The organism is Acinetobacter sp. KAM396, from assembly GCF_021602765.1.
GTDB lineage: Bacteria > Pseudomonadota > Gammaproteobacteria > Pseudomonadales > Moraxellaceae > Acinetobacter > Acinetobacter towneri_A.
On the sequence record NZ_BPPH01000002.1, the window covers coordinates 122,766 to 145,589 of the forward strand.

General features: G+C 36.9%; 15 protein-coding genes. All 15 read left to right on the plus strand.

The genetic code is table 11. The features are described 5' to 3' along the window. Nucleotides 1-44 precede the first annotated feature (44 nt). The 15 genes from L6C30_RS02075 to L6C30_RS02145 all read left to right on the plus strand — a co-directional run bounded on the left by L6C30_RS02075 (nucleotide 45) and on the right by L6C30_RS02145 (nucleotide 22,806). Complete coding sequence (locus tag L6C30_RS02075; RefSeq protein ID WP_236162790.1) at nucleotides 45-1,088, plus strand: DUF932 domain-containing protein; 1,044 nt, start codon at nucleotides 45-47, stop codon at nucleotides 1,086-1,088. A 168-nt stretch (nucleotides 1,089-1,256) separates the two neighbouring features. Further along, complete coding sequence (locus L6C30_RS02080) at nucleotides 1,257-2,297, plus strand: YqaJ viral recombinase family protein (RefSeq protein ID WP_236162791.1); 1,041 nt, start codon at nucleotides 1,257-1,259, stop codon at nucleotides 2,295-2,297. A gap of 184 nt (nucleotides 2,298-2,481) precedes the next feature. Further along, nucleotides 2,482-3,411 (plus strand): hydrolase or metal-binding protein, encoded by a 930-nt coding sequence (locus L6C30_RS02085; protein ID WP_236162792.1) that lies wholly within the window; start codon nucleotides 2,482-2,484, stop codon nucleotides 3,409-3,411. Between the two features lie 147 nt (nucleotides 3,412-3,558). Next, nucleotides 3,559-6,417, plus strand: coding sequence for an SNF2-related protein (locus L6C30_RS02090; RefSeq protein ID WP_236162793.1), 2,859 nt, complete (start codon nucleotides 3,559-3,561; stop codon nucleotides 6,415-6,417). Beyond that, nucleotides 6,418-8,190 carry an AIPR family protein gene (locus tag L6C30_RS02095; protein ID WP_236162794.1) on the plus strand — a complete coding sequence of 591 codons (1,773 nt, stop codon included), beginning with the start codon at nucleotides 6,418-6,420 and terminating at the stop codon, nucleotides 8,188-8,190. Further along, complete coding sequence (locus L6C30_RS02100) at nucleotides 8,191-9,951, plus strand: site-specific DNA-methyltransferase (protein ID WP_236162795.1); 1,761 nt, start codon at nucleotides 8,191-8,193, stop codon at nucleotides 9,949-9,951. It abuts the gene before it with no gap. Then, nucleotides 9,948-12,749, plus strand: coding sequence for a DEAD/DEAH box helicase (locus L6C30_RS02105; RefSeq protein WP_236162796.1), 2,802 nt, complete (start codon nucleotides 9,948-9,950; stop codon nucleotides 12,747-12,749). Before L6C30_RS02100 ends, L6C30_RS02105 begins: the two co-directional genes overlap by 4 nt. A 90-nt stretch (nucleotides 12,750-12,839) precedes the next feature. Further along, complete coding sequence (locus tag L6C30_RS02110) at nucleotides 12,840-14,858, plus strand: hypothetical protein (RefSeq protein WP_004842519.1); 2,019 nt, start codon at nucleotides 12,840-12,842, stop codon at nucleotides 14,856-14,858. A 14-nt stretch (nucleotides 14,859-14,872) separates the two neighbouring features. Then, nucleotides 14,873-15,877, plus strand: coding sequence for a Fic family protein (locus tag L6C30_RS02115; protein WP_236162797.1), 1,005 nt, complete (start codon nucleotides 14,873-14,875; stop codon nucleotides 15,875-15,877). A gap of 185 nt (nucleotides 15,878-16,062) precedes the next feature. Then, a complete protein-coding gene (locus L6C30_RS02120; RefSeq protein ID WP_236162798.1) occupies nucleotides 16,063-16,824 on the plus strand; it encodes a PP2C family serine/threonine-protein phosphatase in 762 nt (253 codons plus the stop codon). Nucleotides 16,825-16,845: 21 nt separating this feature from the next. After that, nucleotides 16,846-17,046 carry a DNA translocase FtsK gene (locus L6C30_RS02125; RefSeq protein WP_004842512.1) on the plus strand — a complete coding sequence of 67 codons (201 nt, stop codon included), beginning with the start codon at nucleotides 16,846-16,848 and terminating at the stop codon, nucleotides 17,044-17,046. Nucleotides 17,047-17,069: 23 nt separating this feature from the next. Then, nucleotides 17,070-18,713, plus strand: coding sequence for an McrB family protein (locus L6C30_RS02130; protein WP_236162799.1), 1,644 nt, complete (start codon nucleotides 17,070-17,072; stop codon nucleotides 18,711-18,713). Between the two features lies 1 nt (nucleotide 18,714). Further along, nucleotides 18,715-20,142 (plus strand): hypothetical protein, encoded by a 1,428-nt coding sequence (locus L6C30_RS02135; RefSeq protein ID WP_004890055.1) that lies wholly within the window; start codon nucleotides 18,715-18,717, stop codon nucleotides 20,140-20,142. A 161-nt stretch (nucleotides 20,143-20,303) separates the two neighbouring features. Next, on the plus strand, nucleotides 20,304-21,893 hold the full coding sequence (locus tag L6C30_RS02140) for a peptide chain release factor 3 (RefSeq protein WP_019838410.1): 1,590 nt from the start codon (nucleotides 20,304-20,306) through the stop codon (nucleotides 21,891-21,893). A gap of 97 nt (nucleotides 21,894-21,990) precedes the next feature. Next, entirely contained in the window at nucleotides 21,991-22,806 is an 816-nt protein-coding gene (locus tag L6C30_RS02145) for a hypothetical protein (protein ID WP_236162800.1), read from the plus strand. The last annotated feature ends 18 nt before the right edge of the window (nucleotides 22,807-22,824 follow it).

Here is a 22,824-nt window from a genome sequence, read left to right on the forward strand (position 1 = left end):
CACATCAGTACACATTCAAATTTCAATTTAAAAGGAATATATCTATGGCACATTTACTTGAACAAATGGCTTATGTCGGTGATACCCCTTGGCATGGGCTAGGGAATCAACTAAGTCAAAACCAACCGATTGAGGTCTGGGCACAGCAGGCAGGCATGGACTGGCGTATCGAGTCATCCAATGTCAGTTATATGGCACAGAATGAACGTGGGCAAAGCATCATCATGCCGTATGAAGACCAGCGTGTACTGTACCGTTCTGATACTCATGCACCTTTGTCAGTGGTCAGTCAACGTTTTCAGGAAGTCCAACCTCGTGAGATCTTAGAGTTCTATCGTGATCTAACTGAACAATCAGGCTTTGAATTGGAAACCGCAGGCGTGCTTAAAGGTGGCAAGAAATTCTGGGCGCTGGCACGTACAGGTCAATCTACTGCACTTAAAGGCAAGGATGTCAGTAATGGCTATATTCTTCTTGCAACTGCATGTGACGGTACGCTTGCGACAACAGCACAATTCACCTCCATTCGTGTTGTCTGCAACAACACCTTGGCGATTGCTTTACGTGGTCAGAACAGTAATGCAGGTGTAGTGAAAGTTCCGCATAGTACCAAGTTTGATGCAGATAAAGTCAAACAGCAATTGGGCATTTCAGTACGTGCATGGGATGAACACATGTACGAAATGAAGCAGCTCAGCCAGCGTAGAGTCACCCAAGGAGAAGCAGCTGCTTTCTTTGATGCGGTATTTAATAACACCACAATGAGCATTGCAGATCAGGAAGAAAATATTATTCAGTTTTACCGTGATGTTGCGACTCAGGCAGCACAGGCAAATGCCAAGGAAAAAGCTGAGCCAAATGCGAAGGCGATGACTAAAGCAATGGACATGTTTAATGGTCAGGGACGTGGTGCAGAGTTGAGTTCTGCTAAAGGAACAGCCTATGGATTACTGTGTTCAATTACAGAATTTATTGATCATGAAAGACGTGCCATGAGTACAGATCATCGACTCGATTCAGCTTGGTTTGGTGCTGGCGCATCGATCAAACAACGAGGATTGGAACAGGCACTTAACATGCTTGCATAGTACGAAATATGCATTTTTCAATCATGGAAAGTTAGACCTAACTAAGCATTTTTAAATGGAATTTCGAATTTTAAAAATTATTAAAACCATAGCTTAGGCTGTGGTTTTTTTATGCCCATTTTTTGTGATCCCCATCATTTTACATAGCAAAATAATTAGGACTTCAATATGAATACCGCAATTTTAAATCCATCCATTCAACAGGCAAGTACTCCATTTATTGCCCCAAAATTATTCACAGCCAAACGCTTGGTCAATACCAAATACATGACTCAAGCAGAATGGCTTGAAGTACGTCGTCAAGGCATCGGTAGTAGTGATTGTGCCGCAGCGTGTGGACTCAATCCCTATATGTCGATGCTTGAACTATGGATGATCAAGACAGGTCGAGTCAAACAATCCATTGAAGATGAAAGCGCAGGTCATGCCCCTTTATATTGGGGCAAACAGCTAGAGCCATTGGTGGCTGAGTACTACAGCATGCATACCAACAACAAAGTCCGTCGTATCAATGCCGTACTACAACATCCTGATGAGGATAAGCATTTTATGCTGGCTAACTTAGATTACTCGGTAGTAGGTAGTGAGGAAGTACAGATTTTAGAATGCAAAACCGCAGGAGAATATGGAGCAAAGTTATGGCGAGATGGCGTGCCTTTATACGTACTGTGTCAGGTGCAACATCAACTCGCTGTAACAGGCAAAAAGGCAGCACATATTTGTGTGCTGATTTGTGGGCATGAAACCAAAATCTTCAAAGTGACGCGCTCCGAATCCGTGATCAAACATATCATCAATGCGGAACGTTACTTCTGGGAGTGTGTGGAAAAAGACACGCCACCTGATGTGGATGCCAGTGAGTCGGCAGCCAAAGCTATACAGCAGCTCTATCCACAACATATTCCATTAACTGTTGAAGACTTGAGTCATAACGAACAAGCCAATCAATTGTTTGCTCAACTGATTCAAGAAAAGCATGACATTGAGCAGCATCAAAATAACTTTGATCAAATTAAGCATCAAATCCAGATGTTGATGAAGGATGCTGAACGAGCAACCTTTGCGAATGGTTCGGTGACGTGGAAGAAATCCAAAGACTCAATCTGTTTAGACAGTAAAGCCTTACTCAAACTTCACCCAGAAATGCTTGAGCAGTTTCCGCAAAACAAGGCAGGAACACGACGTTTTCAGATCTATACCGATGACTGAATCCATCACATCAATATTTCCAGTCTTCAAAAAAGCGCAAAAAACCACCCCCGACCTACCGACTCCCGAAGGAGCGGTAGGCCAACAATGGCGGTCTTTGCATTTCATCTGATCTTTAAACGGTTTTGTATTTGCTTACATAACAAAGGGTCAACAGTAAAATTTTATTTAGAGGAAAATTATCATGATTAAAGGTTTAGCAATCACACCACCGATCCTTGGACGTATTAGTATTGGTAAAGTTGTTGAAAAGAACGGTAAACGACTGCCTGAAAAGGACGACCAATTTACCATTACCAGTCAAATCCAAAGCAAGGAGGGGTGGATTAAGCATCCGCTTGATGAGCAATTACGCAGTAAAGCACCGAATCAAAAACTCCGTACCATTCCAGTACGGATGATCTTCAATGATCCTGATTTGAATCTTAGAGCTGAGTACACTTTGTTTGACCGACAGACTGGGCGACCTGTCTGTGTAGGTAATGGTGAAACCTGCCAGCGACTCACCAATCAGGGTGTTGAGCAGCAACCATGCCCTTCACCAGACTTATGCTCATTAGCACAAGGAGGAAACTGCAAGCCCTATGGGCGTTTACATGTCAATTTGGATGAAAGTGATGAACTCGGTACATTCATTTTTAGAACCACAGGTTTTAACAGTATCCGTACTTTGGCAGCACGGCTAAATTATTACCATGCAGCATCGAATGGTTTGCTGTCATGTCTACCGTTGCAACTGACCCTAAGAGGTAAGTCCACCACGCAAAGTTATCGAACTCCTGTGTATTACGTAGATTTGACACTGAGGGATGGAGTCAGCCTGCAACAAGCGATTCAGACAGCTAAAGAGATTGATCAACAAATCAAAGCGATGGGTTTTAATCAAACAGCATTGGATCAAATGGCGAGACAATGCTTTGCCAAGGCACGGTTTGAGGTGAATGCAGAGGAGGGCTTGGATTTAGTTGAAGAGTTTTATACTGAGGAAGTTGGAGAGTGTGAGCAAATGCAGTCAGAATCAAAAATTAAGGCTAAACCTAAATTTAATCAGCAAGATGGATTTGTAGATGATATTCAAAAGGGGTTGCAAGGGAGTGTAATGGCAATAAATTAATGGAAATATTTATCTTTATTTTTCTTGATGATCATGGGGGTATTTACCCCCTTATTTTTTTGTATTTTATCAAGTGGATAAGTTTGAAAGGAAAAACTTTTTTAATGTTATGATATTTGGCATCTTATATTTATAAAACATTTATTTATGTCAGTGATGCTATCGAGTCAACAAAAACAATACTTATCGTGGTTGCTTACGAAAAAATCTGCTGATAACACTATTGATTCACTTGCTTCAACGTTGATTGATTCACAAGTTGATTTGAATCCACATCAAGTGGATGCAGCTTTATTTGCTTTTAAAAATCCATTATCTCAGGGGGTGTTACTTGCAGATGAGGTGGGTTTAGGTAAGACGATTGAAGCAGGTCTAGTGATTGCCCAAACTTGGGCTGAGAGAAAAAAACGTATTTTAATCATTACGCCTGCCAATCTTAGAAAGCAGTGGTATCAGGAGCTTTATGACAAGTTTGGCTTGAAGGCTGTTATTTTTGAAGCGAAGATTTACAATCAACTTAAAAAAAAAGGTAACACAAAGCCTTTTATTCAAGATGAAATTATTATCTGTTCTTATCAGTTTGCGAAATCCAAAGCAAATGACATAAAGAACATTGCTTGGGATTTGGTTGTAATAGATGAAGCACATCGCTTGAGAAATGTTTATAAAAAACAAAATATAACAGCAAATGTGATCAAACAATCTCTAGCGCATGTTCACAACAAAGTATTATTAACTGCAACCCCATTACAAAATTCTTTATTAGAACTCTATGGCTTGGTGAGTATTTTAGATGAGCGAGTCTTTGGAGATTTAGAAAGCTTTAAAAGTCAATTTATTACTGGTGATAAGGAAGTCACACTCCCTCAGCTTCGAGCAAGATTATCAACGGTATGTAAACGAACTTTAAGACAACAAGTGCAGCCTTTTGTTTCGTATACAGCACGACGTGCTATTGTTCAGGACTTTACGCCATCTAAAGAAGAACAACAATTAAGAGACTTGGTTGCTGACTATTTACGTCGTCCTAATTTGCAAGCATTACCAGTCGGACAAAGACAGTTGATTTCTCTTGTGTTGTGGAAGTTACTCGCTTCATCAACTCAAGCGATTGCAGGTGCTTTAGCTACAATGACTACTCGTCTAGAAAAAAAATTGCTTGATCAAGATTCTAATATTTTGGATGAATTGGATGATGACTATGAAGCTTTGACAGAGTCTGGAGATGACTACGAAGAGCTTCTTGAAGAAGATGAAATTTTATCTGCTCAAGAAAAGCAAGCCATTGAGTTAGAAATTGCTGAGCTAAAAGAGTTTCAATCTTTAGCCGTAAATATCAAACAGCAGTCCAAAGGGCAAGCTCTACTTACAGCATTAGAGACAGCATTTGAGGCTTTGCAAGAGTTAGGTGCAGAAAGAAAAGCAATTATTTTTACTGAATCGAAACGGACTCAAGAATATCTGACAGAATTGCTGAAAGGTACATCTTATTTTGATGGCTTAGTTTTATTTAACGGCACCAATAATGATGATAAAGCGAAGAAAATCTATAAGGAATGGATTGAGCGATATAAAGGGACGGATCGTGTTACAGGTGCGAAGTCAGCAGATACACGTGCAGCATTAGTTGATTACTTTAAAGAGCAAGGTTCTGTCATGATTGCGACGGAGGCAGGTGCGGAAGGGATTAACTTACAGTTTTGTTCTTTGATTATTAACTATGATTTGCCATGGAATCCACAGCGTATTGAGCAACGTATTGGACGTTGTCATCGTTATGGTCAAAAGCATGATGTTGTCGTTGTAAATTTTGTTGATCGTAGTAATGAAGCCGATTCTCGTGTTTATGATTTACTCTCTGAAAAGTTCCAGCTTTTTGATGGGGTATTTGGTGCTAGTGATGAAATTCTAGGAACGATAGGATCAGGGGTGGACTTTGAAAAAAGAATTGCAGAAATTTACCAAGAATGTCGTGATCCTGAAGAAATAGCACAAAGTTTTGAAAGTTTACAGAATGAGCTTTCTGCTGAAATTAATGAAGCAATGCTGAATACTCGTAATTTACTGATGAATCATTTTGATGAAAATGTTCTTTATCGTATTAAGTCGGATGCTATTCAGATTCGACAGACTTATGAGCAATATTTATTGGCATTGCTCAATGATGAATTTGGTAGTCATAAGGCAAATGTCGTATTTGATGAAAATGGTTTCCAGTTACATGACGAAATCACAATTGATGGAACTTCATTTAATGCGGGTCGTTATGATTTAGCAAAAACAAATACACATGAACATGTCATACGTTTAAATCATCCTTTTGTTCAAGGTTTATTGGATCGATATAAGTCATTGGCTTTAAAGCCTGAAAAACTCATATTTGATTATAATGCATATGGTTTGCAGGTATCGAGCTTAAAACCTTTCATTGGTGAATCTGGAACTCTCATAGCTGAGCTATTAGAGGTATCTAGCCTTGGCCGTATGGAGCAACATCTTGTACTCAGTGCTATGACCGATTCAGGTCAAATCTTAGCTGATGATGATCCCGAGAAATTATTAAAATTACCAATTAAATTTCAAGCTGATCTTACTCAAATTGTCTTACCTGAACAGATTTGTTTAGAGCAAGAAAATCGTAAAAATAGAATTCTTGAAGATGTGAATATCCGAAACCTTAGCTTTTTTGATCAGGAAATTATCAAGCTTGATGGCTGGGCAGATGATTTAAAAAATGGTCTTGAAGTTGAGATTAAGGAAATTGATAAAGCGATTAAAGAAGCCAGAAAATCCGCGACAATAGCAGCTTCATTACAAGATAAGTTGAATTGGCAAAAGACACAGCGTGAATTAGAGATGAAACGTACAAAGTTACGTCGAGAATTGTTTGACCGCCAAGATGAAATTGATATGCAGCGTAATGAGTTGATTGGTCAATTAGAGGGACAGCTTGAACAGCAAGTTCAAGTGAAGAAGTTGTTTGAAATTAAATGGGAAATTGTTTAGATGAGCCAGCCACATGAACTTGAATTGTTGTGTCACGAATTGGAATTAAAGTTTCAAGGAATAATTAGTGGTGAAGGTTCTTCCCCAGATGCTATAAAAAGTAATTTTTTTACTAAAGCACTATGTGCATATTTTTTACATGCATATGCTGATGTTGATATTCATCAAGCAGCCGTGAGCATAGTAGATGGTCGTGAAGATAATGGTATAGATGCAATACATGTCGATTCAGATAACACAATTTGGTTGTTACAATCGAAATATATAAAAAATGGTAATCAAGAACCAGATTTAGGTGATGTCACTAAATTTACAAAAAATGGTGTGATTGATTTGCTTAGTATGAAGTTTGATCGCTTTGGTACTATTTCAGCAGAATTAAGAAGCCAAATTGAACATGCTTTAGATCAGTCGAACGTGCAAGTTAAAGGTGTGCTAGTGCATACAGGGAATGTGTTACACGAAGATAGAACGAGACAGTTTGCAGATATTGAAAAGGATTACAACGATGATAGCCGCCCTGAATATATAAAATTCCATGATTTTGGACTGCAAAAAATGATCAATTTGTTTTTGCAGCAGAGAAATCAAGCTGAAATTAACGAACAAAATATTACGTTAGAAAATTTTGGAAAAAAGACACAACCCTATATTGCTTATTATGGAGTTATGGATGCGAAAGATTTATGTGCATTAGGTCGTAGATATGGGGAGCAATTAGTTGATCGAAACATTCGTGTGTATAAGGGATCAACAAAAGTAAATAAAGAAATTGAGCATACACTATCAAATGATATACATAATTTCTTTTATTTTAATAATGGTATAACTTTTTTATGTACTGACATTAGAGAAAAACCACCAATTAGTAGAAATAGGGCTGAAGGAAGGTTTGATGTTAAAGGGCTTTCTGTAATTAATGGTGCTCAAACTGTTGGTACAATAGCGTCAAAGCAAGAGTCTTACTATCAAGGCAAAAATATAAAAGTCTTAGCTACATTTATTAAATTAGACGATTTAAACTCTTCTGTCTCCCAAAAAATTACGGAGTATCGTAATTTACAGAACAATGTAGATTTAAAGGATTTTTCATCACTGGATGAGAAGCAACAAAGGTGGTCGGAAATTCTGAATATTTCAGGGTTGAATTACATTATTAAGAGCTCGTCAGGAAACGTTGCATCAACAGATACAGTTTTAACTTTAAAAGAAGTAGCTCGTTATTTAGCGTGTTTCTATACGGGAGGAAATTTCCCAAACTTTATTGTTGCTGCAAATAGTAGTGTTGATAAGTTATTGAAAAGTCCGTTATCAAAAAAACGTAGACGAGAAGAAGACCCATTAAAAAATGCTTATGAGGAATTATTCCATGATAGCTTGAGCTCGAGTGAATTATGGAAGTTAGGGCAAGTTGGGCGAATTACATTGAAAGCTGTAAAAGATAGGGCTCCAACTGAACCAAATCTTGTTGCTAATCAAGAGTTATCATCTAAATCAATATTGGAAGAAGGTGTATTTATGATTTTACACCTTGTGTATATCAAAACTAAGTCACAGCTTAATTTAGCTACACCTTTCTTATCTACTGATGAGAAAACTATTATTTCTCAACATATTGATGTTATTGCAGAGAAATTAGTACAAGTGATTAATGCTGAAACTTGGAACAAACAAGCATCGAGTATTTTTACTAATCTCAGTGATTGTCGTAAAATTAAGGGCTCAATGATGGTTGCATTGGTAGCTACTCAAACTGCTTCAGAAGGTGTGTAAATGTCTAAAACAAAACTTGAACTGACTTGGATTGGGAAAGACAAACGACCACGCCTAGAACCACGAATTTTACTTGAAGATCCGTCTAAGTCTTATCATGCACAAAATAAACTTTCAGAAAATGATATCTTTGATAATAAATTGATTTTTGGGGATAATTTGCTTGCACTTAAAGCATTAGAACAAGAATATGCAGGCAAAGTAAAATGTATTTATATAGATCCACCTTATAATACTGGTAGTGCATTTGAACACTATGATGACGGTCTAGAGCACTCTATTTGGTTAGGCTTAATGCGCGATAGATTAGAGGTTTTAAGAAATCTATTACGCTCAGATGGTTTTATTTGTTGTCATATAGATGATTCAGAAGGACATTATCTCAAAGTGTTGATGGATGAAGTGTTTGGTCGTTCAAATTACTTAACTACTATTTATGTGCAGGTTAGATACGCTGAGAAGACACTAAAGCAGGATATGGATTTCCATAAACAAGTTGAATATATCCATGTTTATAGAAAAGATTTTGGCGCAAGACCAATATTAAATAAAAAAGAAATGTCGTTTGAGAAGTTTAATTACCAAATTATGGAATTAGGAGCGGGCAGTGAAATAATTCTTGGAGGTAAAAAAGTTCGAATTTTTCAAAAAGATGAGTGGAAAATAAATAAGATAGAAGGATGTGCTAAAGGATTGAAAGAGATTTGGGCAACAGGGTCAATTCTTGATGGTAATTCTTCAGGCCGTTTTTTTAGAGACTATTTAACAGGACGTTCGGATAGTGATGGATTAGGTTGTCTCTATAAGGTCGAAAACATTGGAGATGATGGCCTTGGTTATAGATATTTCTCTGGTCCTGCGAGAGCCACGGCAACCAAGGGGAAATATTATCAAGGTGTGCCATTAAATAAATTAGATACAGAAGACGGTGGTACAAAACCGATAGAAAACTTTTATGATTTAGCTGGTAGTTTTGGAAATTGTCGATTAGAAGGTGGAGTTGATTTTAGATCTGGCAAAAAACCAGAAGCGCTTTTAGAAATAATATTGAGTCATTTTTCAGAAAAGGGTGACTTAATTCTAGACTCATTTGGTGGGTCTGGTACAACAGGTGCTGTTGCCCATAAGATGGGTCGTAGATGGATTATGGTAGAAATGGGTGAACAGTGTCACACACATATTGTTCCTCGACTGACCAGCATAATTAATAACGAAGATCAAACAGGTATTAGTAAAAAGCATACTTGGCAAGGTGGTGGTGGTTTCCGTTATTACAAACTCGCTCCAAGTCTGATGAAAAAAGACCAATGGGATAACTGGGTTATTAATCCTGAATACAATCAGGAAATGCTAGTTGAAGCAATGTGTAAACTAGAAGGCTATACCTATACGCCATCAGAAACTGAGTACTGGAATCACGGTAAAGGCAGTGAAACTGATTTTATTTATGTCACGACACAGACACTGACAGATCAACAGTTACAAGCAATTTCTGAGGAGGTAGGTGAAGGGCGTACTTTGCTGATTATTGCTAGTGCATGGCGTTCAAATAATATTGATCGTTTTATCAATCTGACTTTAAAGAAAATTCCAAACAGTATCATTAAGGCATGTGAGTGGGGACATGATGATTACAGTTTAAATGTTCAAAATCTGCCGATGTCAGAACCTGATATTGAAGAAAAGCCAAAAGTGAAGAAAGTTAAAAATACGCAAGAACAAGGTCAGGTAACGGGTGACTTATTTGGGGATCAAACATGACAGCATCAATTCAACATTCACAACGAAACCCTGTTGCCCAAGTTGTTAAAGATTTGAAAGCACGCTTGTCTTTACGTGCACCTCAAGCAGAAAGCTTAGAGAAACTCGATCTAGCAATTCAAAATGCCAAAGAATTACTGACAAAGCGAGGACGAGATACTGAAGTTAATGAGCAAACATTAGCAAAGTTACAAACAGTATTTCCAACATTAGCTGACTTTGAAAGAGACTTTCCGAGTATCTGTTTTAGTTTGGCAACAGGTGTAGGTAAAACACGCCTGATGGGTGCTTTTATTGCTTATTTGCATTTGGCTTATGGGATTAATAATTTCTTCGTTTTGGCACCAAACTTAACGATTTATGAAAAATTAATTACAGACTTTACTCCGAATACGCCTAAGTATGTTTTTGCAAATTTAGCTCAGTTTAACTTCCAATCACCTATGATTATCACAGGTGATAACTACGATAGTCGTGATACTGCAACTGCAAGTTTATTAGGGCAAATCCGTATTAATGTATTTAACATCTCAAAAATTAATAGCGAAGTTCGTGGAGGTAAAGAACCCCGAATTAAGCGTATGCGTGAGGTATTAGGGGAAAGCTATTTTAATCATTTAGCTGGTTTAGATGACTTAGTACTTTTAATGGATGAGTCACATCGTTATCGTGCAAGTGCAGGGATTAAAGCGATTAATGAGCTTAATCCATTGATGGGCTTGGAAGTAACAGCTACCCCGTTTGTTGAAACCAATAGAGGTCCAGTTGCATTTAAAAATGTAGTGATGGATTATCCATTAGCGCGAGCAATGGAAGATGGCTTTGTGAAAGAACCTGCCGTAGTGACTCAGCGTAATTTTGATCCTAAAGGTTTAAGCACAGAACAGATAGAAGAGATCAAGCTTAAAGACGGTATTCGCTTACATGAAATGACTAAGGTGCATTTAATTAACTATGCGCAAAATACAGGTCAGTCAAAAGTTAAACCTTTTGTCCTCATTATTGCACGTGACACGACACATGCAGCTCAATTAAAAGAGCGTATTGAATCTGATGAATTTTTCAAAGGTCAATACAAAGATAAAGTAATTCAGGTTGATAGTAGTACAAAAGAGGAAGAGATCACACAACGGCTACTGTCAGTCGAAGATCCAAATGAACCAACAGAAATCGTCATTCATGTCAACATGCTAAAAGAGGGTTGGGACGTAACAAACCTTTATACGATCATCCCTTTACGTGCTGCAAATGCTCGTACTTTGGTGGAGCAGTCTATTGGGCGTGGTTTGCGTTTGCCTTATGGAAAGCGTACAGGGGTAGAGGAAGTGGATCGCCTGAGTATTGTTGCTCATGATCGATTCCAAGATATTGTAGATGAGGCGAATCGAGAAGATTCTATTCTTAAATTAAAGACTTATATTCTTGAACCTGAAAATGAAGAGCAAGAAGTGATCAGTGTAACAAGTGCATCTCGTTTAGATGTGCTGTTAGGTACGGGACATAGTCAGCTAACTGATACTCAAGAAACTGTTACTATCGAAGATCAGGTTGAGTCGAAAGATGAAAAGGTTGAAGAAACAAAGCTACAAGTAGATTTGGATTTAACAAACTCAACAGTGATTCAGACAATTCAGCAAGTAAAGAAAGAGATTCAAGCACAGGCTAAAAATACTGAAATAGTAAAACATAGTGAAGATTTAACTCGTCATGAAGTTCAAGTACAAATGACAGCAAATGTACTCAAGGCGATTCAGGAAAATGCCTCAAGCATGGTGCAAGAGTTAAATTTTGGTGATGAGCAAAGTAACAAAAAACTTCCATCCGAAGAAGAAGTACTAAAAATTGTTCAGCAGGTTACAGAAGTACATATTCAAAATACGATTGATATTCCACGTATTTCAGTAACACCTTCAGATGATGTAACAACTGGATATCATTCATTTGATCTTGATGTTCAAGGATTGCATTTACAGCCACAAGAGCGCGAATTAATTGGTCAAAACTTAAGTAACAACCAAATTTTCAGTATTAAGGCGGATGAAGCCTTAAATGAAAAGAGTCCTCAAGACCGTATTGTTTATGCATTGATCGATTTTGATGATATTGATTATTTTACTCAGGCTAATTTGTTATATAACTTGTCGAATCAAATGGTAGATTATTTCAAAACCTACTTAACTGATGACGAGGTAATGCAGGTTGTTGAACAAAATTATCAAACGATAGCTAATAATATTCATGGTCAAATGCAGGATCATCATTGGGAAAAGGCATCAGATTATAATGTGGTAATTAACCGTAGTTTTGTTGAGCTAAAACAGCCAAGTTTTACAGCAGCGAAAGAAATTCCTCCTCAGTCTATACGTGTAACGCCTGCTAAAGGAATACCAATTAAAAAATTGCTTTTTACAGGTTTTTCAAAATGTCTTATGGTCTTTCAAAAGTTTGATTCAGATACAGAAAGACGTTTTGCAATTATTTTGGAAAGAGATAGTAATAAATGGTTTAAGCCTGCTAAAGGACAATTCCAAATTTATTATAATTTTCAAGGAGCACAGCCTGAATATATTCCAGATTTTGTAGTTGAGACGGAAAAGTATTATTTACTTGCTGAAACAAAAGCAGAAAATGAAATGACTTCGGAAGAAGTGATCATCAAGGCTCAAGCTGGAAGTGAGTGGTGCAAAAATGCCTCGACAGTGTCGACTAAACCTTGGCATTATTTATTGATTCCACATAATGAAGTTACTGAAAACAAAAGATTGGATGACTATTTGCGTTTTAAAGTAAATGTATAAATTGAAATGCTTAAGCGGTTTTCTCTTAAGCATAAATTCTATATGCTAAGTAGATGGATTATTTGGGTTTTTTGGGGTTGGGAGAGAATTGTGAGCTTACAAACAAACTTGAAGGGGCGTCTTCGAAATACGATCCTACCTAAAACCCATGGTTTAATGCCTGTTTTTGAAGCTGTTGTTAATTCTATACAATCTATTGAGGAAAAAGGGGAAGGGAATACTGGAAAAATTATTCTTCAAATTGATAGAGATAAGCAATCTGCTCTGGATTTGGAATCTAAAGAGTTACCTCCAATCGTTGGTTTTACAATTATTGATAATGGTTGTGGATTTAACGATGAGAATTTTAGATCATTTAAAATACTTGATTCTGAACATAAAATTGAAAAAGGCTGTCGCGGTGTAGGGCGACTGATGTGGTTGAAGGTTTTTGATAGAGTTGAAATTGAAAGTCATTTTGCAAGTGTTGAAGGTTGCCTCAATAAAAGGACGTTTAATTTTAATGATACATTGGCTGTCCATAAGGAACAGTTAGTTAATAGTGACGTAAAAGATTCAGGAACCACTATTAGGCTGATTGGCTTTGAAAAAAGTTATAGAGAAAAATTATCAACAAAAGGTCTCTCTATTGCTAATCAACTTTTAGAACACGTTCTTTGGTATTTTGTACGCCAAGGTGGTGCACCAAATATTACTGTTATTGACGGACTTGATAGTTTTGATTTAGATGATCTGCTACAAAAGCATATGCATTCAAGTGCAGTCCATGAAACAATTAATATTTTTAATCATTCTTTTGACTTAACACATATTAAATTTCGTTTATCTGTAAACAAGAAGCATCAGATTGCGCTTTGTGCAGCGAATCGATTGGTAAAAGAGGATTCAATACAAGGGAAAATCCCTGGTCTTTATGCGAAAATTTCGGATGAAGCAGGTGATTTTATCTATACATGTTATGTTTCATCAGAATATTTAAATGATCGGGTGAGAAGTGAACGAACTTCTTTTGATATTGCCGAAGATGTAGGTGATCTATTTGAAGAGATTACGCTCAGAAGTATTAGGGAAGAAGTCCTTAAACGAACTAAAGAATATTTGAAAGATATACTTTCTAAAAATATTGAAGCAGGTAAAAAACGTGTAGACGACTTTATCAATAATCATGCACCTCGTTATCGTCCAATTGTTGGTTACGTGGATAATGAATTATTAATTGTTGATCCTGATAAATCTGATAAGGATTTAGAGTTGTATTTACATGCGCAGTGGTATGAGGTGGAGCAGCAGTTAGTTAAAGAAGGTCATGATATAATGCAACCTCGAAAAGAGGATCATGTCGAAGAATATAAAAAGCGGGTCAGTCATTATCTGAAAAAGGCTAAAGATCTAAAACAATCAGATCTAGCAAATTACGTTACTCATCGTAGAGTAATTATTGATTTGTTACAGAAAACGATTGGACTACTTGATGATGGTAAATATGCACGTGAGGAAATGATTCATGAGTTGATCATGCCTATGCAGAAGGATTCAAGTGAGGTATTTCTTGACTCGTGTAATCTATGGTTGATAGATGAACGCTTGGCTTTTCATAATTATCTGGCATCAGACAAAACTATAAATGCTATGCCTATTTCAGATAGTGCCTCTGGTAAAGAGCCAGATTTATTGAGCCTAAAAGTATTTGATAATCCTATCCTTGTAAATGATCAAACAAATTTTCCTTTAGCATCTATAACAGTTGTGGAACTGAAAAGACCAATGAGGAACGATATGAAAGAAGGGGAAGATAAAGATCCAATTGAACAAGCTTTAGGTTATGTTGAACGTATTCGTGAGGGGCAAGTGAAAACTAAAGATGGTTTCCTCATGCCTAGAAATGATCATATTCCAGCATATTGTTATATTGTTTGTGATTTAACTCCAACTATGATCAGGCGATGTAAAAATTTTAGTTTAACAACTACTGCTGATGGCATGGGATACTTTGGCTATAACCCTAATTATAAATCTTATATTGAAGTAATTAGTTTTAACCAACTTGTTAGGGCAGCAAAAGAAAGAAACAAGGCATTTTTTGATAAACTAGGTTTATCTTCAAATTAGTTGGTATATTACTTATGAAATACCAACCGCCTTATACGATCACTTCTAAAATCATTCATCTGATTGCTCAGATTAGTGAGAATGTAGGGCGTTTGACTGTTTTAGAGGAAATTAAAGACAATTTAAAACTACGTAAAGCCAATCGTATCCGTACCATTCAAGGGTCGCTTGCGATGGAAGGCAATACCCTGAGTACAGAACAAATCACGGCGATACTTAATGGTAAAACCGTAATTGCACCTCCGAAAGAAGTTCAGGAAGTACGTAACGCTATCAAAGCCTATGAAGCCTTTCAGCAGTGGCAACCGAGTCAAGAAAAAGACCTATTACAAGCACATCAAATTTTAATGACAGGTTTGATCGATGAAGTCGGTCAATATCGTCATGGTGGTATCGGTGTGATGTCTGGTGAACGAGTGGTGCATATGGCTCCACCTGCTAATCAAATCAATCGATTGATGTTTGATTTACTCGATTGGTTAAATGACAGTGATATACATCCATTGATTCAAAGCTCAGTATTCCACTATGAGTTTGAATTTATTCATCCATTTGCAGATGGTAATGGTCGAATGGGAAGACTATGGCAAACATTGATTTTAAGTCGATGGAATCCAATCTTTGCCAATATCCCCGTTGAGAGTTTGATCTATCAAAACCAAAAAGCCTACTATGAGGCTTTGCAAGCTAGCACTGACCGAACAGACTCAGCCCCATTTATAGAATTCATCTTACAGATGATTTTAGATGCAATTCTTAGTTCAACTGATACCGCTCAAGATAGCGGTCATGTTACCGCTCAAGCTTACGTACAAGTGAGCGATCAAGTTCAGCGTTTAATTTCAGCAATGAAGCTAGAAGACTACACTTTGGCTGAGTTGATGCAATTGGTTGGTTTAAACCATCGGGCAACATTCCAAAAGAATTATTTGAATCCAGCAATAGAAGCAGATTTGATTGAGCGTACTATTCCAGATAAGCCGAAAAGCCCTAAGCAAAGGTATCGTCTTAAATCATGATTTAGCTTGAAAAAATATTTAGTTACATTTTTACTTAAACAGTTAAACATGAATGAGAATTAAAAAGCGTAAAGTAAGTTTTAAATTAAATAATTCATTATTAATCAGTAACTTATACAAAATTTTTCTTGATTGTGTTATCGGGTTTTGGTAAAAAAAGTACTATTAAGTTTGAGATCAATGTGATGAGTACTTTTGAAATGCAAGGTCTGACATGGAAGGCGAGGTCAAAGTATCAACAAGATGCCATTTTGATTGAAAATAAAGTTATTCAACATGATGGACTCATCACTAAACTATATAGCCATTCTGAAAAAGAACAGTGGTGTGTTGCTGTAGCGGATGGGATTAGCAATAGTCCAGTAGCTGAGCAAGCAGCCTATACAGTTTTAAATGCTTTAATGCAAAATAAAAAGATAGAAACTTGTCAAGCATTTACCATTCAGCAGTATCTTGTTGATGAATTAGCACATCAAAAAAATAGTTTTGGAGCCAGTTCAACACTTGCACTCATTCAAAATAATGGCGAACAAGGTTTTGTGACAATTCAACATATTGGGGATAGTCGAGTATATTTGTTTAGCCAGCATGATCAAAAGTGGCACTGCCTGACGAGAGATCATAATTATCTTGAACAGTTAAGAGAAAATGGCGAGATAAAAGAAGGGGGAAACTATGCCAGTATTTATGGTGCATTATTACAATACTTTTGTGCTGATCCTTTGCATGAAGTGATGGATTTTACAACAACAGAAGAATATTTGACTGAGAATGATGCCTTATTAGTTTGTACCGATGGTGTGCATGATGTGATGGAGTGTACGGAATGGCCTGCTTTAAAAGTAGATATGGAACTTCGAGCATGGTTACTCGACATGAAAGCGTCATTAGATTCGAAACAGGCGTATGACAATGTCAGCATGATCTTAGTACGAGCAAAAATTTAATTCATTGAGAATGGGGGAATTATGCAATCAGACGATCTTTTTGAACGTGCCAAATTATTCATAGAGGAAGTAGGTGTCGTTTCGGTATCGAGTTTACAACGTAAGTTTTTAATTGGACATACTCAAGCAGAACAAGTGCTAAATCAGTTAATTGAAGAGAATATTTGTGAGAGCCACTTTGTTCAAGAGCAAGGTTATATTTTAAAAAAAATTTCCAAGTAAGGTAATTTAGAAAAGGATACGGTATGTCGATCAGATTAAAAAATCTTTATAAGCTTTTGATTGAGAATAGGAAGCATGAAGTTTTGGGATGGAATAAAGCATATAAAAATTTTTATAATCAGGTCGAAAAAAAACGAGAATGCATAAAACAAGGAGAAACATTATCAGAGAGGGATGAAAATTTTCTACAGCAGCTTCTCTATGATAAAAATAATGGTATTGCTTCTCGTGGGCAGTCGACTTTGAGTGAAATCGACTTCCGTAAGGTTATTAAAAATAAAGAATTTTTAACAGCCTTAGAACAATTAATTCTTGAGCCTAATAAAAGAAGCTACAAAATATTTCAAGATCATTGGTCTGAATATATAGAAAAAAATAATCCAGTGCTTGTTAATAGGGTAGTTGCTGCATGTACTCTTGATGTTTCTACAACGGTAGACTCAGGTAAATTTAACCAAGTTTTTAGTTGGTTAATGCGTGAAAAAATTATTCCAATTTATCCAGATAGTGAACCTCAAGATTGGTTTTCAAAAAATCAATTTTTGATGGAGATTTTGAAACAGGTATTCAGTGAAGAGATGCAGAATCAAGAGACAGACGAATTTTTTTTAAGCCAGTTTGTTTGGGAGCTCTATGAAAATTTGTCAAACCCATTCAGTTTAAAAAAACAAATTATTAAATACGGTGCTCCTGGAACAGGTAAGACTTTTCAGGCTCGTCAGCAAACTTCACTTTTGTTTGATATTTGGAAAGAGGAGTTTGCTCCTGATACTGATTTTACTCATCAAGGTCAGATTGAGTTAGTGCAATTCCATCCGTCTTTCAGCTATGAGGATTTCATTGAAGGACTACGCCCTATTTTAGATGAGAATGGACAAGCCCAATTAACATTACAGAATGGGATTTTTAAAGAGTTTTGTTTAAAGGCTGGTAAATGGGAAATTGATGTATTTAATTTGCATCTAGATAAAGAATGGGATGAGATAAAAATCCTTGATTTACATCCTTATAAAGATCAACTCAGTAATTCATATTGGGACTATATCTTTAGAGTAGAGGACCAAACTAAATTAGTTTCTAATGCTATCCCTCCATTCTTTTTTATTATTGATGAAATTAACCGTGCGGAATTATCTCGTGTTTTTGGCGAGTTAATGTACTGCTTAGAATATCGTGGTGTTAAGGGCAGTGTTAAAACCCAATATGCTAATTTGAATACGAAGAAAACAGGCATACTGGAATTAGGACAGACCTATCAATTTTTCATTCCTACCAATATATATTTAATTGGCACAATGAATACGATTGATAGAAGTGTGGAAAGTTTTGACTTCGCTCTTCGGCGTAGATTTTCTTGGCAAGAGGTGAAGCCAGATACAAGGTTGTTGAAATTCTACCTTTCAGAGCATTGTGCTAAATGGATTGAATTAGCAAGTAGTCTTGAAGAGCTTAATGAAAATATAAAAGCTCAAGCTTTACTTGGTAATGATTACCAGATTGGGCATGCTTATTTAATGAATTTGAAATACCCTAAAAGTTTAAGCTTAACTGAGGTGAAAGCTTTGATTTGGGAAGATAGTATCAGACCATTGTTGCAAGAATATTTACGTGGTACAGGTGAAGAAGCAGAGTTAATAAGATCTTTTAGTAAATCTTTTGGGGTCTAATGTGTGGCTCTTTAATGTCATTAAAAATGGAACTCTGGTCGACAATCAAATTTATACAGTTCAAGATGGAATACTGTATAACCGACGATTAGATAACCCTGTTAAGCTAAATAAAAGGGCTAGTGGACAATGGACGTATCCTTATAATAACGACCAAGCAGTTTGGCACTTTATTAATAGGTTATCTACTGATGTCAATGATTCCTTAATGGAGCGTGGTGCTGATGCTTTGGTTCTCTTTAACGATAGTGAATATGAGCATAATACTGATGACGCTTTATTAAGAGTTAGTGGTATTAATGCAGCTAACTTTACTCTTACCACAGGAAATCTTATTGGCTTTATTAAGCAGGGAGATTATTCATTAAAGATTAGTTCGCGATTCGGGGATAATTTCTTAAGATTTATTATAGCTGACGCTGACGGATTTCTTGAACTGGAGAATTTCGGAGGTCAAAATATAGGGGAGGGTTATGAATGGCTCCTTGCATATCTTTGGAACATTAAATTTAAGCGGGCGTATCGATTAGGGCTTCCAAAAACATATATAACAAAAAATGAGAAGTTAGGGCGAGTGCGTGGGAAGATTGATGTTGTTGATTATTTTAACAATAAGATGTTAGGAAAACATTTATGTAGTTATAGAGAGCATAGCTATGAAAACCCTTCAGCTTCACTTTTCCTTGCTGCTTATGAAATTATAGAACATTACTCATTTTGTCAGCATACGAGGAATATCTATAATACATTTCTTATTGCTAATAAAGGGATAAAAAGGACGAGACAGGAGATTTTGCGAACGCAATATTTCACAAATCCATTTTATAATGATTACAACGTTCTTATAGATTTATCTAAGAAAATCATAAGTCAAAAAAGTTCGGATTTTAGTTCAGATGAAGCATCGAGCTCATTTCTATTTGATGTATCTATGCTTTTTGAATATTTTATTCGTAAGTTAATAAAAAGAGCAGGAATAATTGTGCGTAGTAAATATGCGCAAATTCATAAAATATCAGCAGGTATCAATACTGGATATATGAGGAAATTAGAGCCAGATCTTGTTCTGGAAAGTGCTGAAGGTCTTTATATATTTGATGTTAAATATAAAACTTTCGATAGTAGATTTGGCGTAGGTCGAGAGGATCTATTTCAGCTCCATACTTACATAGGTCAATACGCTAATGAGGCGAAAATCAAAGGATGTGGCTTTATATATCCAATATCAGAGAAAAGATGGGCATCACTTCATTTAGACAGTACTAATGGAGTAATTTCTACTAATATAAAACAACATGGCGTGGATATTCCTTTTCATGTTGTATTCTTTAAAATTACTGAATGTGATTTAGAATTTAATCTGTCGATGAGGAATGAGTGTTTAGATTTTTGTACACGCTTAAAAGAAAAAATTATACAAATGGTTTAACTTACTTTCAGTAATAGGATCTAGATTCTTCAATAGACAAGACTTGAATATAGCGAGTTTAAATCTGCTACAATTGCGCCAATTTTGAATTCCCACTTTTTCAGTTTTAGTACATATTTAGAAATGTGTACATAACTGTGTACATATTGTAGATTTTTCTCATGTTTAAAGATCAATTAGCTAGAGAGGTAAAGGCTCGTAGAACCTTTGCTATTATTTCCCACCCTGATGCTGGTAAAACCACCATGACAGAAAAACTGCTGTTATGGGGACAGGCTATTCAGGTTGCAGGGATGGTGAAAAGCCGTAAGTCTGATCGTGGTGCTACATCTGACTGGATGGAAATGGAAAAAGAACGTGGTATTTCCATTACGACTTCGGTGATGCAATTCCCATATAAAGACAAAATGATTAACCTACTCGACACCCCGGGGCATGAAGACTTCTCTGAAGATACTTACCGTACTTTAACGGCGGTAGATTCCGCACTGATGGTGATTGATGGTGCGAAAGGTGTCGAAGACCGTACCATTAAATTAATGGACGTGTGTCGTATGCGTGACACACCTATCATTTCATTTGTTAACAAAATGGACCGGGAAATTCGTGAGCCACTAGAGTTGTTGGATGAAATTGAAAATGTCCTCAAAATTAAGTGCGTGCCAATTACTTGGCCAATGGGTACAGGCCGTGATTTCGCAGGGGTGTTTAACCTCATCGAAGAAAAATTTTATGTGTATAAATCAGGCTTCGGTTCAATCATTCCCGAGATAGAAGTACGTGATGGCTATAACCATGCAGACTTACGTGAAAAAGTCGGTGAATTGGCATGGGCAGCATTTGAAGAGTCACTTGAATTGGTACAAATGGCGAATGAGCCATTAGACCGTGAAGAATTCTTGGCAGGTCGTCAAACCCCTGTATTATTTGGTACTGCTTTGGGTAACTTCGGTGTAGATCATGTACTGAATGCTTTTAGTGAATATGCGCCGCCACCAAAAGCACATCCAACTCAAGAGCGTGTTGTAGAAGCCGATGAAGAAGGCTTTAGTGGTTTTGTATTTAAGATTCAGGCCAATATGGATCCGAAACACCGTGACCGTATTGCATTCATGCGAATTTGTTCAGGGAAGTATGAAAAAGGCATGAAAATGAAACATGTACGCATTGATAAAGATGTGCGTATTAGTGATGCTTTAACCTTCTTGGCAGGTGACCGCCAACATTTAGAAGAAGCTTGGCCAGGCGATATTATTGGTTTGCATAACCACGGCACTATTCAAATTGGCGATACATTCACTTCGGGTGAGAAGCTACAATTTACAGGTATTCCTCACTTCGCACCTGAAATGTTTCGTCGTGTGCGTTTGAAAGACCCATTGAAGTCCAAACAGCTGCAAAAAGGTCTTAAGGAGCTTTCAGAAGAAGGTGCAACGCAAGTCTTTATGCCACAAAACAGCAATGATTTAATCGTAGGTGCTGTGGGTGTGCTGCAGTTTGAAGTAGTCGCCTATCGCCTGAAAGAAGAATATAAGGTTGATTGTATGTATGAGCCTGTCAGCATCAATACTGTGCGTTGGGTGTCTTGTGCTGATGAGAAAAAATTTAACGAGTTTAAGAAAAAAGCCCACGACCAATTGTCTGTCGATGGGGGTGGCCACTTAACTTATCTCGCACCAAGCCGCGTGAATTTACAGTTAATGCAAGAGCGTTATCCTGATATTGAGTTTAGAAATACGCGTGAGCACTAAGTTCAAGCTTTCAAAAATAAAACAGCTTCATCACGAAGCTGTTTTATTATGGGTGATAAAAGTTAAAATTCATTTAAATAAATGAATTGGGGAAATCATGCAGCTAAAAATGGTTTATCTAGGTGCAATTTTAAGCGGGATGTTTTTGCTTAGCGCCTGTGACTCATCTCAACAAAATAAAAATGCAGATGAGCAAACCTCAATTTTTCAGAAAGATCAGGCTGAAGTTTTACCTTATTTAAATATCAAACAACAGGCGGCAGATATTGCCTTGCCTTTTTGTGAAAATAAAAATTGTATTGAATTAGAGGTGCAAACTTTAAATACCCAAGACGCATGGCTCAACAGTTGGATTGCTAAAAATCAGGCTATGGTGATTCAAGACCAAATCGGCTTAAAACAAAACATGAGTTTGCAGCAAGCCGTAGATGCCTATGTGAAAAAATCCGATGCTTGGCAGGCGCAATTAGATCAAAACAAAGCTTATGAACTAGCGATATATACCCGTATAGCATATCAACGCAATCAATATGTCTTGTTGCAAGTCGGGGTGGATAGCAAACAGGAAGACACCCAGGTCAAAGAACGCTATTATTTCTTTGTCGCAGATCGGAAGCAGCAAAAAGCCTTGTCTGTTTTAGATGTGATTGATGCCAAACAACAAACCCGTATGAATACTTTTGTACAGCAGGCCTATCAGGAATGGCTCAAAACACAAAGCAGTGACGTGAAAAAAGTAGCACCTGCCAAATTATACTGGGGGCAGGCAGATTGGTTTTTTGATGATCAGGGTTTAGGATTGCATTACCGCACCCATGAAATTGTCAAAAATGGCACGCAGTTAGACATTTACCTAAGCAAAGCACAAACACAACAAGTTTTAAAAGCAGAGATCTATCCATCTATGTTTTAGTAGATGAGTACGATGATA

What these genes read in the sequence shown, in the direction of transcription:
- L6C30_RS02075 (WP_236162790.1), top strand. Translation starts at nt 45, where the DNA reads ATGGCACATTTACTTGAACAAATGGCTTATGTCGGTGATACCCCTTGG.
- L6C30_RS02080 (WP_236162791.1), top strand. Translation starts at nt 1,257, where the DNA reads ATGAATACCGCAATTTTAAATCCATCCATTCAACAGGCAAGTACTCCA.
- L6C30_RS02085 (WP_236162792.1), top strand. Translation starts at nt 2,482, where the DNA reads ATGATTAAAGGTTTAGCAATCACACCACCGATCCTTGGACGTATTAGT.
- L6C30_RS02090 (WP_236162793.1), top strand. Translation starts at nt 3,559, where the DNA reads ATGTCAGTGATGCTATCGAGTCAACAAAAACAATACTTATCGTGGTTG.
- L6C30_RS02095 (WP_236162794.1), top strand. Translation starts at nt 6,418, where the DNA reads ATGAGCCAGCCACATGAACTTGAATTGTTGTGTCACGAATTGGAATTA.
- L6C30_RS02100 (WP_236162795.1), top strand. Translation starts at nt 8,191, where the DNA reads ATGTCTAAAACAAAACTTGAACTGACTTGGATTGGGAAAGACAAACGA.
- L6C30_RS02105 (WP_236162796.1), top strand. Translation starts at nt 9,948, where the DNA reads ATGACAGCATCAATTCAACATTCACAACGAAACCCTGTTGCCCAAGTT.
- L6C30_RS02115 (WP_236162797.1), top strand. Translation starts at nt 14,873, where the DNA reads ATGAAATACCAACCGCCTTATACGATCACTTCTAAAATCATTCATCTG.
- L6C30_RS02120 (WP_236162798.1), top strand. Translation starts at nt 16,063, where the DNA reads ATGAGTACTTTTGAAATGCAAGGTCTGACATGGAAGGCGAGGTCAAAG.
- L6C30_RS02125 (WP_004842512.1), top strand. Translation starts at nt 16,846, where the DNA reads ATGCAATCAGACGATCTTTTTGAACGTGCCAAATTATTCATAGAGGAA.
- L6C30_RS02130 (WP_236162799.1), top strand. Translation starts at nt 17,070, where the DNA reads ATGTCGATCAGATTAAAAAATCTTTATAAGCTTTTGATTGAGAATAGG.
- L6C30_RS02140 (WP_019838410.1), top strand. Translation starts at nt 20,304, where the DNA reads ATGTTTAAAGATCAATTAGCTAGAGAGGTAAAGGCTCGTAGAACCTTT.
- L6C30_RS02145 (WP_236162800.1), top strand. Translation starts at nt 21,991, where the DNA reads ATGCAGCTAAAAATGGTTTATCTAGGTGCAATTTTAAGCGGGATGTTT.